The sequence below is a fragment of the Bradyrhizobium sp. USDA 4454 genome, assembly GCF_054822705.1.
In genome coordinates, this window is the sequence record NZ_JBTRCN010000001.1 from 2,158,147 (window position 1) to 2,171,340 (window position 13,194).

Here is a 13,194-nt window from a genome sequence, read left to right on the forward strand (position 1 = left end):
TGATAGCATCAAAGAATCCGTTTCGCTCTGCGAAAACTAGACGTCTGTACCACGCGCCGGCGCAGAGCTGATAGGTAACGCGCCTTAGTCTTTAGGCGTTATGATCCATAATTATATCACGCGCGCTGACCGTAATTATCCGGACATTGCGCGCCGCCCCTTCAGCCGGGGTGTGTCATTTTGTCCGGCTGCACGAGGCGATCGAATTCATCGCCAGACACAAATCCAAGCCGCAGAGCCTCCTCCTTCAGCGTCGTTCCGTGCGCGTGCGCCGACTTGGCGACCTTGGCTGCGTTGTCGTAACCGATCTTCGGTGCGAGCGCGGTGACCAGCATCAGCGAGCGCTGCATCAGCTCGTTGATGCGCTTTTCGTCGGCGCGTATGCCGACAACGCAATGCTCAGTAAATGAGCGGACAACGTCAGACAGCAACTGAATGGAATTTATCATACAATATGCCAAAATCGGCTTATACACGTTGAGCTCGAAATGGCCCTGGCTGCCGGCGACGGTGATCGTGGTCTGATTGCCGAACACCTGGCAACAGACCATGGTCATGGCTTCGCACTGGGTCGGGTTGACCTTGCCTGGCATGATCGACGAGCCCGGCTCGTTCTCGGGCAGGATCAATTCGCCGAGACCGGAGCGCGGGCCGGAGCCGAGGAAGCGGATGTCGTTGGCGATCTTGAACAGCCCGGTCGCCACCGAATTGACCGCGCCGTGCACCAGCACATAGGCGTCGTTGGAGGCCAGCGCCTCGAACTTGTTTGCCGCGCTGGTGAACGGCAGCCTGGTGATCTCCGCGACATGCTTGGCGAAGGCATTGGCGAATTCCGGCTTCGAGTTGAGGCCGGTGCCGACGGCGGTCCCGCCCTGCGCCAGCGGAAACAGCTCCTTCACCGCGACGTGCAGCCGCGCGATGCCGCTCTCGACCTGCGCGGCGTAACCGGAGAATTCCTGGCCGAGCGTCAGCGGTGTCGCGTCCTGGGTATGCGTGCGTCCGATCTTCACGATCCTGGCGAACGCCTCCTGCTTCTGATGCAACGCCTGATGCAGCTCGGTGAGCGCTGGGATAAGGTCGGCGATGATGCGGCTGGCGGCCGCGATGTGCATCGCGGTCGGAAACGAGTCGTTCGAGGACTGACTCATGTTGACATGATCGTTCGGATGGATCGGCTGCTTGGCGCCGAGCTCGCCGCCGAGCATCTGGTTGGCGCGGTTGGCGATCACCTCGTTGACGTTCATGTTGGTCTGCGTGCCGGAGCCGGTCTGATAGACGACCAGCGGAAAATGATCGTCGAGCTTGCCGTCGATCACTTCCTTCGCGGCGCTGACAATGGCGTCGGCGCGGCGCGCATCGAGCTGGCCGAGCTCGCGATTGGTCTCGGCGGCCGCGAGCTTCACCATGGCAAGCGCGTGGACGATCGCGATCGGCATCCGGTCGCGGCCGATCTTGAAATTCTGCCGCGAGCGCTCGGTCTGCGCGCCCCAGTAGCGATCGGCGGGAACGTCGATCGGGCCGAAGCTGTCGGTCTCGCTGCGGGTGGCGGCGTTGGATGCTGTCGTCGATTGAGCCATGGATGCTCTCCGTTGCGTCATCAGAACGTGGCCCGGCCTGGCGCCGGGCAGTCCGGCGCGGCGACGCGAAAGCGTCTGCGCGAAAGCACGTTCATGCAGAAAGATAGTCCGGGATGACGATCTGTCATCCCGGTCTTCACCAACATCCTACAAGGTCACGGAATGATCTGCGCTCAGATCACTTCTTGCGGAAGCGGTCGAGCCGCACGACCTCGGCGCCTTCGCTGGGCTTGTCGGGCTCCTGCTCGGTCTCGGCCGTCTCAGACTCGACAGTGGCGCGGGCGGCGGGTGCGGGCAGGGGAGCGGCCGGCGCCGTTGCGGGAGGGGCTTCCTCGGACAGCGCGTCCGAAACGTCGAAGCGCAGATCGAACGGCGCGGACGGATCGAGGAAGCGGGTCACCGCGGCAAAGGGCACGGTCAGCCGCTCCGGAATCCCGCCGAACGACAGGCCGACCTCGAAGCGATCCTCGGTCACCACCAGATCCCAGAACTGGTGCTGCAGGATGATGGTCATCTCTTCCGGATATTGCGCGAGCAGCCGGGGCGACAGCTTCACGCCGTCGCCGTGCGACAGGAACGTGATGTAGAAATGGTGCTCACCGGGCAGGCCATGTTCGGCGGCGTCGGACAGCACCCGGCGCAGCACCCCGCGCAGCGCATCGCGCGCCAGCACGTCATATCGGATGTGATCGGTGGCCATGGTGATCCTGTCGCTTCGAAATAACGATGAGGCCGCGCCGGTCGAACCGACTCGCCCCTTTTGGCCATATGCTACCCCGCCGGGAGCCGGAAATCAGCAGGGCCGGTGGCTGAAATACGGGCGGATGCCCGATTGGGAAATATAAAGTGGAGGCTTCTGTTGCCAGGTGCCTCCGAACCCCGCCTAGCGGAGCTTAACCCGCTAGGACTTTAAGATGGTCTTTCAAACTGCGTTACGCAGCCTGAGCAACCGGAGCAAAGTTGTCGTTGGCAACTATTGCATTAGCCCGATAACGGCGGAACCATACCGAGAAAAAACACGCCCTTTACGCCCTCGTCGATCCTATTTCGCCCCCGCCAAAAGCCACCGAAACAGGGGTTTGAGGTGGGTTTTGGTGGAGGCGCCGGGTACCGCCCCCGGGTCCGAATGGTTTATTGCGACGGTCATTTATTTCCATAGCCGGCGAACCGGCACCCCCAATATAGTGGCAAAGCCGTAGAAAAACAGAGCCGATTCAGGCCCTTTCTGCTGTGAAAGCACACCAAATTGTGGTGGTTCCCCTCCGGGCGGCGTCCTCGATTCTGCCATGCCCCCGGAATCCCCGCCGGATGCCGCCCCGGCGCCGGATGCCTCCGACCCATCGCCGCCCCACCAGCCCGGCCTGTTCGAGCTGTTCCTGGCCTTTGCCAGGATTGTCGCTGGCCGGCTTTGGCCGGGTCCTGGTCTGGGCCCGGCGGTCGATCGTCGAGCAGCACCGCTGTCGCGATCGGCCTGATCCGATGGCCGCTCCAGATCGTGCTGCTGGTGGCGATCCCGCTCCGCCTCGCGATCACGGTCCTGACACCCCGTAGGGTGCCGGCATGAGTTCGGAGTCCAACCCGATCGCGGCGCTGATCTGGACCTTCGGCCTGATGTCGCTGTTTGCGGTCGGCGGCGCCAATTCGGCGATCCTCGAAATGCACCGCGCCGCCGTCGACGTGCATCACTGGCTGACCGACAAGCAATTCGCCGACGTGTTCGCGATCTCGCAGCTCGCCGGGACCGAACATGCTGATCGTGACGCCGATAGGCTATTCTGTCGCAGGCGTCGCTGGGGCCTTGGCGGCGACGGTCGCGATGTGCGGGCCGACGCCGTGCTTGCCTATTATGTGAGCCGTTCCCTCGATCGTTCGCGCGACGCGCGCCGGCCGGCGGTGATTGAGGCGGCACTGGTTCCGCTGTCGATCGGCCTGATGGCCGCCTCCGGCCTGATCGTGGCGCGGACATCAGACCAAAGTTGGATCGCGATTATTGTCGCAGCCGCGCTTGCTTTTGCCGCGCGGATCAATCCCTTGTGGATGTTGCTTGCCGGACGTCTCTTGGGTTTCGCTGGCGTTGTCTGACGAAAATCGCTAGCAAGGCTTGTGGTCAACGCATCACAAGCCAAGCCATTCAATCAAAACGGGCGGGACAGCCCTGACGGGGGAAGCGAAGTCATGAGCGATACGCCGAGCGAGGCGCCGGTCAAATCGATCTTGCCGGAATGGATACGCGGTCCGCAGGACTTCATCGGCGGGCTCGCCATGGTGGCGGTCGCGCTGTTTGCGTTGTGGGCTTCGAGCGATCTGCAAGGCATGCACGGATTTTCGTTCGGCGCCGGGACTGCGCCGCGGATGTTTGCCGTGCTGCTGCTGTTGCTCGGCGGCGCCGTCGCGCTGATGGGCGTTCTCAAGGACGGTCCTGCGATCTCGGCCTATTCCTGGCGCGGCCCGTTGTTCGTGTCCGCGGCCATCGTGTTCTTCGCGGTGGCGATCCGCCCGCTCGGGCTCGTGGTCTCCGCCTTTGCCGCCTTCCTGATCGCAGCGCTCGGCTCGCACGAGACCAAATGGATCGAGGCGATCATTGTCGGTGCCTGCCTGACAATCGGCTGCGCGCTGCTGTTTCCTTATGTGCTGGGACTCCCGATGCCGATGTTCCCGCGTTTCCTGATTCAGTGAGGGCGTGATGGAATTGTTTGCCAATCTCGCCCACGGTTTTGCGGTCGCCTTCTCGCCGATCAACCTTCTGATGTGCCTGATCGGCGCATTGGTCGGGACGCTGGTCGGCGTGCTGCCGGGCATCGGCACCATCGCCACCGTCGCCATGCTGCTGCCGATCACCTTCGGCCTGCCGCCGGTCGGTGCGCTGATCATGCTGGCCGGCATCTATTACGGTGCGCAATATGGCGGGTCGACCACCTCGATCCTGGTCAACATTCCCGGTGAGGCGACCTCGGTGGTGACGGCGCTCGATGGCCACCAGATGGCCAGGCAGGGCCGCGCCGGTCCGGCGCTCGCGATTGCCGCGATCGGCTCGTTCTTCGCCGGCTGCGTCGCGACCGTGCTGATCGCCGTGCTCGGGGCGCCGCTGACCAAGCTCGCGCTGGCGTTCGGCCCGGCCGAATATTTCTCGCTGATGGTGCTCGGCTTGATCTTCGCCGTGGTGCTCGCCAAGGGCTCGGTGCTGAAGGCGATTGCGATGATCGTGTTCGGCCTGCTGCTGTCGATGGTCGGCTCCGACATCGAGACCGGCGCCTCGCGGATGGCCTTCAACATCCCCGAGCTTGCCGACGGTCTCGGCTTTGCCACCGTGGCGATGGGCGTGTTCGGATTCGCGGAGATCATCCGCAACCTCGACCATGGCGCGGAGATGGACCGCAATCTGGTGCAGCAGAAGATCACCGGCCTGATGCCGACCAGGAAGGATCTGGCGGACTCCACGCCAGCAATCCTGCGCGGCACCGTGCTTGGCTCCATCCTCGGCATTCTGCCGGGCGGCGGCGCCGTGATCGCGTCGTTCGCGGCCTACACGCTGGAGAAGAAGCTGGCGAAAAACCCATCGCGGTTCGGCCGCGGCGCGATCGAGGGCGTGGCGGCGCCGGAGAGCGCCAACAACGCCGCGGCGCAGACCTCGTTCATCCCGCTGCTCACGCTCGGCATCCCGCCGAATGCGGTGATGGCGCTGATGGTCGGCGCGATGACCATTCATGGCATCGTGCCGGGCCCGCAGGTGATGCAGAAGCAGCCCGACCTGGTCTGGGGCATGATCGCCTCGATGTGGATCGGCAATTTGATGCTGATCATCATCAATCTGCCGCTGGTCGGCATCTGGGTGCGTCTGCTGCGCGTGCCGTACCGGCTGATGTTCCCCTCAATCGTGGTGTTCTGCGCGATCGGCATCTACTCGGTGAACAACGCGCCGGTCGATGTCGTCCTCGCCGGCGCATTCGGTCTCGTCGGCTACTGGCTGATCAAGCACGATTTCGAGCCGGCGCCGCTGCTGCTCGGCATGGTGCTCGGCCCGCTGATGGAGGAGAACCTGCGTCGCGCGCTGCTGATCTCGCGCGGCGACTGGAGCGTGTTCATCTCGCGGCCGCTGTCGGCGGTGCTGCTGGCGATCGCGGCCGGCCTGCTGGTGCTTGCCGTGTTGCCGACCTTGCGTGCGAAGCGCGACGAAGTGTTCGTGGAGTCCGAGGGCTAGAGCATGATCCGGAAAAGTGTGAAGCGGTTTTCCGGATAGATCATGCTCAAACAAGAAGCGCCGGCCCTGCGTCGGCGCGCCGCAGGCGGAAGTCGAATCGACACTCGATGTCGTCTCATGAAAGAAAATGCCGGCCGATTTGGCCGGCATTTTTATTGGTCAAACGTTCCCGGGAGGAATCGAGATGATGTCCATTCGCTCGCTTGCGGGCGCATGCCTTTCGGCATTTGCCGCGCTCGGTGCATTCGCCGTGCCGGCATCCGCGCAGAATTATCCGACCCGCACCATCACCATGATCGTGCCGTTCGCAGCCGGCGGTCCGACCGACGTCATCTCGCGCATCGTCACCGCGCATATGGCGCAAACGCTCGGCCAGAGCATCGTCATCGAGAACGTGGTCGGCGCCGGTGGCACCACGGCGACGACGCGCGCCGCACGCGCCGCCAATGACGGCTACACGCTGGTCACCGGGCACATGGGCACGCACGCGGCGTCCGTGCCGCTCTATCCCAAGCTTGCCTATCACCCTGAAAAGGATTTCGAGCCGGTCGCGCTGCTCGCCGGAACGCCGATCCTGATCCTGGCCCGCAAGGATTTCCCGCCGAAGGATCTCAAGGAGTTCGTCGCCTATGTGAAGGCCAATGCCGAGAAGGTCAACGCCGCGCATGCCGGCATCGGCTCGGTCTCGCACGCCTCCTGCGAGCTGTTGAACTCGATCCTCGACATCAAGCCGGTCGGCGTGCCCTTCAACGGCACGGGACCTGCGATGAACGCGCTGGTCGCCGGCCAGGTCGATTACATGTGCGACCAGATCGTCAACGCGGTGCCGCAGATCAACGCCGGCACCATCAAGGCCTATGCGGTCGCGACCCTCGAGCGCAATCCGTCGCTGCCGGACGTGCCGACGACGACGGAAGCCGGCCTGCCGGCGTTCCAGGCCCAGGCCTGGAACGCGATCTTCGCGCCGAAGGGAACTTCGCCCGCCATCATCGCCACGCTGAATGCCGCAGCGATCAAGGCGCTCGACGACGACAAGGTCCGCAAGCGCCTGCTCGAGCTCGGCAGCGTGATTCCGGCGCCCGCCAGCCGGACCCCGGAGGCGCTCGCAACCCTCGTCAAGAACGAGATCGCGAAGTGGACCCCGGTGCTGAAGCCGGCAAGTTAATTCAGCACGATCAAATGGATAGGGCAGGGGCGGAACGCCAGTTCCGCCCCTTGTCGTTTGCCGGGGGAGTGTTCATTTTTCAGGGTATAATCGGTCCGTTCGGCCGAATCAGCGTGCCGACCGGCGGCCCTCGCCGCTACATTCGCCGTTCTCTTGAAGCTCCGAAAAGACCGCCAAGAACCTGTCATGAACCAGTATCACGACCTGCTCGAACGCATCCTCGCCGACGGCGCGGAGAAGCACGACCGCACCGGCACCGGCACGCTGTCGATCTTCGGCCATCAGATGCGCTTCAACCTCTCGGCCGGCTTCCCGATGCTGACCACCAAGCGGCTGCCGCTGAAGGCGATCGTGCACGAGCTGCTCTGGTTCCTCGCCGGCGACACCAACATCAAATATCTCAACGACAACGGCGTCACGATCTGGGACGAATGGGCCGACGCCAATGGCGATCTCGGCCCGGTCTACGGCTCGCAATGGCGCTCCTGGCCCGCACCCGACGGCCGCAGCATCGACCAGATTTCGAACGTGATCGAAATGATCAAGCGCAACCCGGATTCGAGGCGGCTGATCGTCAGCGCCTGGAATCCCGCCGAGGTCGACAAGATGGCGCTGCCGCCGTGCCACTGCCTGTTCCAGTTCTATGTCGCGAACGGCAAGCTCTCTTGCCAGCTCTATCAGCGCTCGGCCGACGTCTTCCTCGGCGTGCCCTTCAACATCGCCTCTTATGCGCTCCTGACCATGATGGTCGCGCAGGTCACCGGACTGAAGCCCGGCGACTTCGTGCACTCGCTCGGTGATGCGCATCTCTACTCGAACCATCTCGAGCAGGCGCGCCTGCAATTGACGCGGCCGACGCGGCCGCTGCCGACGATGGCGATCAACCCTGCCGTGAAGGATATCTTCGCGTTCCGCTACGAGGACTTCAAACTCGAAGGCTACGACCCGCATCCGCACATCAAGGCCGAAGTCGCGGTCTGATGTCGCTGTTGATCCGCCGCGCGCGGCCCGATGAGGCCGGACTGGTGTTCTCGCTGGTCCGCGAGCTCGCCGACTACGAAAAGCTCCTGCACGAGGTCCATGCCAGCGAGGCCGATATCGCCGAGGCGCTGTTCGGCGCCAACACGCGGCTCTTTTGCGACATCGCGGAATGGAACGGCGAGCCGGCCGGCTTCGCGGTCTGGTTCGTGAATTTCTCGACCTTCGCCGGCCGCCACGGCATCTATCTCGAAGACCTATTCGTGCGCCCGGCACTGCGTGGCAAGGGCATCGGCAAGGCACTGCTGGTGCATCTGGCCAGGCAATGTCTCGCCAACGGCTGGTCGCGCCTGCAATGGGCGGTACTGGACTGGAACGCACCGTCGATCGCCTTCTACAAATCGCTGGGTGCCGAGATGATGGACGAGTGGACGATTTGCCGCGTCTCCGGTTCGGCGTTGTCGGCGCTCGCGGAAGGGGCGCGCTGATGGAGATCGTGCTCGTCGTCGCGGTCGCCGAGAACGGCGTGATCGGGAAGGACAACGCCATTCCGTGGCGGCTGAAATCCGACCTGCGGCGCCTGAAGGCGATCACGCTGAACAAGCCAGTCGTGATGGGACGCAAGACGTTCGAATCCCTGCCCAGACCGCTGCCGGGGCGGACCAACATCGTGGTAACGCGCGATCCGAACTACCGTGCGCGCGGCGCCATCGTTACCAATTCGTTCGAGAACGCGCACGCAATTGCGCTTGGTGACGCGCTGCGGCGTTTCGCCACTGAAATTGCAATCATCGGTGGCGCGGAAATCTATGCGCAATGGATGGGCATCGCCGATCGCCTGGAGATCACCGAGGTGCACGCCCGGCCGGACGGCGATACTCGGTTCGACAAGATCGACACCGAGGTGTGGGAGGAGGTCGCGCGCGTGCGGAATCCGGCAGGCCCGGACGACAGTGTCGACTTCTCCTATGTGACATATCGTCGGCGCAGCCAACGTTAACCAATGTTTGCATTGACAATTATGCCCCGGCGCATAGCTCGTCCGGCCAGGAAGCTTGCGTTGTAAGGGCCTGAGCGGTCCCCTATAACCGGGCCGGACATTCGAGCCCGGGCGTCCCGCCCGGACTTGCCGAGGAGATGTTTGATGCCGTGGAAAAATCAGGGCGGCGGGCCGTGGGGCTCGGGTCCGAAAGGGCCGTGGGGCACGGGTCCGCAGTCAGCCGGGCCGAGGCCGCCGGATCTTGAGGATCTGCTGCGGCGCGGCCAGGACCGGCTGCAGCAGTGGCTGCCCGGCGGACATTTCAGCGGCATGGGCATCGCGCTGGTGCTGGTCGCCGCGCTGGCGATCTGGTTCGCGACCGGCATCTTCCGCGTCCAGTCCGAGGAGCTCGGCGTCGTGCTGCGGTTCGGCAAGTATGTCCGCGATGCGCAGCCGGGCCTGCGCTATCATCTGCCGTATCCGATCGAAACGGTGCTGCTGCCGAAGGCGCTGCGCGTCAACACGATCTCGATCGGCATGACCCTGATCGATGATCCCGCCCGCCGTGGCCGCAGCATGCGCGACGTGCCGGAAGAAAGCCTGATGCTGACCGGCGACGAAAACATCGTCGATGTCGATTTCACCGTGCTGTGGCGCATCAAGCCGGGCGGAGCCGGCGCCTATCTGTTCAACATCCAGAATCCGGAAGGCACCGTGAAGGCGGTTGCCGAGAGCGCGATGCGCGAGGTGATCGGCCGTTCGCAGATCCAGCCGATCCTGACCGGGGCGCGCAACGTCACCGAGCAGAACGTCCAGGAGCTGATGCAGAGGACGCTCGATACCTACAACGCCGGTATTCAGATCACGCAGGTGCAGATGCAGAAGGTCGATCCGCCGGCGCAGGTGATCGATGCATTCCGGGACGTGCAGGCGGCGCGCGCCGATCTCGAGCGCAAGCAGAACGAGGCGCAGACCTACGCCAACAGCATCGTGCCGGGAGCACGCGGGCGCGCCGCGCAGATCCAGCAGGCCGCCGAGGGCTACAAGGAGCAGGCGGTCGCCGAGGCCAAGGGCCAGAGCGCACGCTTCCTCAAGGTCTATGAAGAGTACAAGAAGGCACCCGACGTGACGCGCGAGCGCATCTATCTGGAGACCATGGAAAAAGTGCTCGGCGGCTCCGAGAAGCTGGTTTACGACGGCGGCCAGGGCCAGAACATCGTGCCCTATCTTCCGCTCGGAGAACTGACGACGAAGCGTCCGCCGGCCGCACCGGCCACCACCGGCCAGCAGGGAGCCACCCGATGAGGTCCCCTGTCACCGGAATTGTCTCCCTGATCCTGCTCTTCATCGTGCTCGCCGTCGGCTACAGCTCGGTATTCACCGTGCAGCAGACCGAGCAGACCATCGTGCTGCGGTTCGGCGAGCCGGTCGACATCGTCACTGACCCCGGCCTGCACTTCAAGGCGCCGTGGAATTCGGTGATCAACGTCGACAAGCGTATTCTCGATCTGGAGAACCCGTCGCAGGAAGTGATCGCCTCGGACCAGAAGCGGCTCGTGGTCGACGCCTTCGCGCGCTATCGCATCAAGAACGCGCTGCGCTACTACACCAGCGTCGGCTCGATCCAGGCCGCCAATCTGCAGCTGACCACGCTGCTCAACGCCGCGCTCCGCCGCGTGCTCGGCGAGGTCAGCTTCATCACGGTGGTGCGCGACGATCGCGAGAAGCTGATGCTGCGGATTCGCGAGCAGCTCGACAAGGAGGCCGACGGCTACGGCATCGAGGTCGTCGACGTCCGGATCCGCCGCGCCGACCTGCCGGAGCAGAACAGCCAGGCGGTCTACAACCGGATGAAGACCGAGCGCGAGCGCGAGGCGGCCGAGTTCCGCGCGCAAGGCGATCAGAAGGCGCAGGAGATCCGCTCCAGGGCCGACCGCGAAGCGACCGTGATCGTCGCCGAGGCGAATTCGGCCGCGGACCAGACCCGCGGGGCGGGTGACGCCGAGCGCAACCGTCTGTTCGCCGAGGCATATGGCAAGGACAAGGACTTCTTCGCGTTCTATCGCTCGATGACGGCCTATGAGAACGGCCTCAAGCCCAACGACACGCGTTTCCTGTTGCGGCCGGACTCGGAATTCTTCAAATACTTCGGCAGTGCCAGCGGCAGGCCGCCTGAGGCGGCCGCCGCGGCGAAACAGTAACATCGCGACGTGAACGTAGCGACTTGAACATCACGGCTTGAACATCACGGCCTGGCAGCGACGCGGACAACGCGTCGCTGCCGTTTCAAGAACAACAACATCGTGCGGGGAGGTTGCCATCCGATGAGGTCAATAGCGTTCGGCGACTTCCTCATCGGTCTGGGAATCCTGTTCGTGCTCGAAGGCATCCTGTTCGCGGCAAGCCCTGCCTGGATGCGCCGGGCGATGAAGAGCGCGCTCGCCACACCCGACAACATCCTGCGCATCGTCGGCATCGGCTCGGCGGTCGCGGGGCTGATCCTGATCTGGGTGGTGCGGCGCTGAACATTGCCTGTTCCATCGCGCCGGAATGAACATAATCGTGAGCCTCGCGCCGTCGGTTTTTCGCCGAAATGCCCGGCTGAGATGCTTGCGCCATATGCCCGTTCGGGCGCACTCTATAACCAGCTAGTTTGAACCCGTTGCCTGGAGAAACTCCGACATGATCGCTGCCAGACCAGCCCTGAGCCGCCGCCTCCGCATGATGGGGGCCGCGATCTCGATCGGTGCTGCGAGCATGCTGAGCTCCGTGCCGGCGTTCGCGCGCGGACCCGAGGGCATCGCCGACATCGCCGAGAAGGTGATCGACGCCGTCGTCAATATCTCGACCTCGCAGACCATCGAGGCCAAGGACCGGACGATGCCGCAGCTGCCGCCGGGCTCGCCGTTCGAGGAATTCTTCGACGACTTCTTCAAGAACCGCCGCGGGCCGCCCGGCAAGGGCGGCGACAAGAGCGGCGAGTTCCAGCCGCGCAAGACCAACTCGCTCGGCTCGGGCTTCATCGTCGACACCGCGGGGATCGTGGTCACCAACAACCATGTCATCGCCGACGCCGACGAGATCAACGTCATTCTCAACGACGGCACCAAGATCAAGGCCGAGCTGGTCGGCGTCGACAAGAAGACCGACCTCGCGGTGCTGAAGTTCAAGCCGCCGAAGCCGCTCGTCGCGGTCAAGTTCGGCGACAGCGACAAGATCCGCCTCGGCGACTGGGTGGTCGCGATTGGCAACCCGTTCAGCCTCGGCGGCACGGTGACCGCGGGCATCGTCTCGGCCAAGAACCGCGACATCAGCCAGGGCCCGTATGACAGCTACATCCAGACCGACGCCGCGATCAATCGCGGCAACTCCGGCGGTCCGCTGTTCAACCTCGACGGCGAGGTGATCGGCGTCAACACGCTGATCATCTCTCCGACCGGCGGCTCGATCGGCCTCGGTTTCGCGGTGCCGTCGAAGACGGTGGCCGGTGTCGTCGACCAGTTGCAGAAGTTCGGCGAGCTGCGCCGCGGCTGGCTCGGTGTGCGCATCCAGCAGGTCACCGACGAGATTGCCGACAGCCTCAACATCAAGCCGGCGCGCGGCGCACTGGTTGCCGGCATCGACGACAAGGGGCCGGCCAAGCCGGCCGGCATCGAGCCCGGCGACGTCGTCGTTAAGTTCGACGGCAAGGACGTCAAGGACCCGAAGGACCTGTCGCGCATAGTCGCCGACACCGCGGTCGGCAAGGAAGTCGACGTCGTCATCATCCGCAAGGGCAATGAGGAGACCCGCAAGGTCACGCTCGGCCGGCTCGAGGACACCGACAAGGTTCAGCAGGCCAACGCCAAGCCGAAGGACGACACCGCCGAGAAGCCGGTGACCCAGAAGGCGCTCGGCCTCGACCTGGCGTCGCTGAGCAAGGACCTGCGCACCAAGTACAAGATCAAGGACAGCGTGAAGGGCGTCGTCGTCACCGGCGTCGATAGCGCTTCCGACGCCGCCGAGAAGCGGCTATCGGCCGGCGACGTCATCGTCGAGGTGGCGCAGGAGGCGGTGGCCAGCGCCGCCGACATCAAGAAGCGCGTCGACCAGCTGAAGAAGGACGGCAAGAAGTCCGTGCTGCTGCTGGTCTCCAACGGCGACGGCGAATTGCGTTTCGTCGCGTTGGGTGTGCAGTAAGTGGTCGTCCCGGCGAAAGCCGGGACCCATACGCCGCGGCCGTAATGAGTGAGGAAGTGGTCGACGGCTTTTCTGAATAACTGACGTCGGTGGTTATGGGTCCCGGCTTTCGCCGGGA

General features: G+C 64.2%; 12 protein-coding genes, 1 other RNA gene and 2 pseudogenes. 12 read left to right on the top strand and 3 right to left on the bottom strand.

What is annotated here, in order from left to right; translation table 11 throughout:
• Positions 1 to 161: 161 nt before the first annotated feature.
• From fumC to ssrA, 3 genes are all read right to left on the bottom strand, one after another.
• Positions 162 to 1,577: a class II fumarate hydratase gene (gene fumC / locus ACVIW0_RS09715; RefSeq protein ID WP_461352116.1), complete on the bottom strand. Its 1,416-nt coding sequence runs from the start codon at positions 1,575 to 1,577 to the stop codon at positions 162 to 164.
• Between the two features lie 178 nt (positions 1,578 to 1,755).
• Positions 1,756 to 2,277: an SspB family protein gene (locus ACVIW0_RS09720; RefSeq protein WP_461352117.1), complete on the bottom strand. Its 522-nt coding sequence runs from the start codon at positions 2,275 to 2,277 to the stop codon at positions 1,756 to 1,758.
• 145 nt (positions 2,278 to 2,422) lie between these two features.
• Positions 2,423 to 2,787, bottom strand: a transfer-messenger RNA (tmRNA) gene (gene ssrA / locus ACVIW0_RS09725).
• Positions 2,788 to 2,863: 76 nt separating this feature from the next.
• Here ssrA and ACVIW0_RS09730 point away from each other — a divergent pair.
• The 12 genes and pseudogenes from ACVIW0_RS09730 to ACVIW0_RS09785 all read left to right on the top strand — a co-directional run.
• Positions 2,864 to 3,035: pseudogene (locus ACVIW0_RS09730) on the top strand (chromate transporter); the annotation flags it as partial.
• Between the two features lie 102 nt (positions 3,036 to 3,137).
• Positions 3,138 to 3,659, top strand: a pseudogene (locus ACVIW0_RS09735) (chromate transporter).
• A 93-nt stretch (positions 3,660 to 3,752) separates the two neighbouring features.
• Positions 3,753 to 4,253 (top strand): tripartite tricarboxylate transporter TctB family protein, encoded by a 501-nt coding sequence (locus ACVIW0_RS09740; RefSeq protein WP_461352118.1) that lies wholly within the window; start codon positions 3,753 to 3,755, stop codon positions 4,251 to 4,253.
• A 7-nt stretch (positions 4,254 to 4,260) separates the two neighbouring features.
• A complete protein-coding gene (locus ACVIW0_RS09745) occupies positions 4,261 to 5,775 on the top strand; it encodes a tripartite tricarboxylate transporter permease (RefSeq protein ID WP_461352119.1) in 1,515 nt (504 codons plus the stop codon).
• Positions 5,776 to 5,959: 184 nt separating this feature from the next.
• Positions 5,960 to 6,940, top strand: a complete 981-nt coding sequence (locus ACVIW0_RS09750; protein WP_461352120.1) for a tripartite tricarboxylate transporter substrate binding protein BugD — start codon at positions 5,960 to 5,962, stop codon at positions 6,938 to 6,940.
• 186 nt (positions 6,941 to 7,126) lie between these two features.
• Complete coding sequence (locus ACVIW0_RS09755) at positions 7,127 to 7,921, top strand: thymidylate synthase (RefSeq protein ID WP_461352121.1); 795 nt, start codon at positions 7,127 to 7,129, stop codon at positions 7,919 to 7,921.
• On the top strand, positions 7,921 to 8,406 hold the full coding sequence (locus ACVIW0_RS09760; protein ID WP_461352122.1) for a GNAT family N-acetyltransferase: 486 nt from the start codon (positions 7,921 to 7,923) through the stop codon (positions 8,404 to 8,406). Before ACVIW0_RS09755 ends, ACVIW0_RS09760 begins: the two co-directional genes overlap by 1 nt.
• A complete protein-coding gene (locus ACVIW0_RS09765; RefSeq protein WP_461352123.1) occupies positions 8,406 to 8,918 on the top strand; it encodes a dihydrofolate reductase in 513 nt (170 codons plus the stop codon). Before ACVIW0_RS09760 ends, ACVIW0_RS09765 begins: the two co-directional genes overlap by 1 nt.
• A gap of 144 nt (positions 8,919 to 9,062) precedes the next feature.
• Positions 9,063 to 10,202 carry an FtsH protease activity modulator HflK gene (gene hflK / locus ACVIW0_RS09770; RefSeq protein ID WP_461352124.1) on the top strand — a complete coding sequence of 380 codons (1,140 nt, stop codon included), beginning with the start codon at positions 9,063 to 9,065 and terminating at the stop codon, positions 10,200 to 10,202.
• Positions 10,199 to 11,098 carry a protease modulator HflC gene (gene hflC / locus ACVIW0_RS09775; RefSeq protein WP_461352125.1) on the top strand — a complete coding sequence of 300 codons (900 nt, stop codon included), beginning with the start codon at positions 10,199 to 10,201 and terminating at the stop codon, positions 11,096 to 11,098. Before hflK ends, hflC begins: the two co-directional genes overlap by 4 nt.
• A 123-nt stretch (positions 11,099 to 11,221) precedes the next feature.
• Positions 11,222 to 11,422, top strand: a complete 201-nt coding sequence (locus ACVIW0_RS09780; RefSeq protein WP_050628416.1) for a DUF2065 domain-containing protein — start codon at positions 11,222 to 11,224, stop codon at positions 11,420 to 11,422.
• 157 nt (positions 11,423 to 11,579) lie between these two features.
• Positions 11,580 to 13,076: a Do family serine endopeptidase gene (locus ACVIW0_RS09785; RefSeq protein WP_461352126.1), complete on the top strand. Its 1,497-nt coding sequence runs from the start codon at positions 11,580 to 11,582 to the stop codon at positions 13,074 to 13,076.
• Positions 13,077 to 13,194: the final 118 nt, after the last annotated feature.

What these genes read in the sequence shown, in the direction of transcription:
- ACVIW0_RS09760 (WP_461352122.1), top strand. Translation starts at nt 7,921, where the DNA reads ATGTCGCTGTTGATCCGCCGCGCGCGGCCCGATGAGGCCGGACTGGTG.
- ACVIW0_RS09745 (WP_461352119.1), top strand. Translation starts at nt 4,261, where the DNA reads ATGGAATTGTTTGCCAATCTCGCCCACGGTTTTGCGGTCGCCTTCTCG.
- ACVIW0_RS09755 (WP_461352121.1), top strand. Translation starts at nt 7,127, where the DNA reads ATGAACCAGTATCACGACCTGCTCGAACGCATCCTCGCCGACGGCGCG.
- ACVIW0_RS09720 (WP_461352117.1), bottom strand. Translation starts at nt 2,277, where the DNA reads ATGGCCACCGATCACATCCGATATGACGTGCTGGCGCGCGATGCGCTG.
- fumC (WP_461352116.1), bottom strand. Translation starts at nt 1,577, where the DNA reads ATGGCTCAATCGACGACAGCATCCAACGCCGCCACCCGCAGCGAGACC.
- ACVIW0_RS09780 (WP_050628416.1), top strand. Translation starts at nt 11,222, where the DNA reads ATGAGGTCAATAGCGTTCGGCGACTTCCTCATCGGTCTGGGAATCCTG.
- ACVIW0_RS09750 (WP_461352120.1), top strand. Translation starts at nt 5,960, where the DNA reads ATGATGTCCATTCGCTCGCTTGCGGGCGCATGCCTTTCGGCATTTGCC.
- hflK (WP_461352124.1), top strand. Translation starts at nt 9,063, where the DNA reads ATGCCGTGGAAAAATCAGGGCGGCGGGCCGTGGGGCTCGGGTCCGAAA.
- ACVIW0_RS09740 (WP_461352118.1), top strand. Translation starts at nt 3,753, where the DNA reads ATGAGCGATACGCCGAGCGAGGCGCCGGTCAAATCGATCTTGCCGGAA.
- hflC (WP_461352125.1), top strand. Translation starts at nt 10,199, where the DNA reads ATGAGGTCCCCTGTCACCGGAATTGTCTCCCTGATCCTGCTCTTCATC.
- ACVIW0_RS09765 (WP_461352123.1), top strand. Translation starts at nt 8,406, where the DNA reads ATGGAGATCGTGCTCGTCGTCGCGGTCGCCGAGAACGGCGTGATCGGG.
- ACVIW0_RS09785 (WP_461352126.1), top strand. Translation starts at nt 11,580, where the DNA reads ATGATCGCTGCCAGACCAGCCCTGAGCCGCCGCCTCCGCATGATGGGG.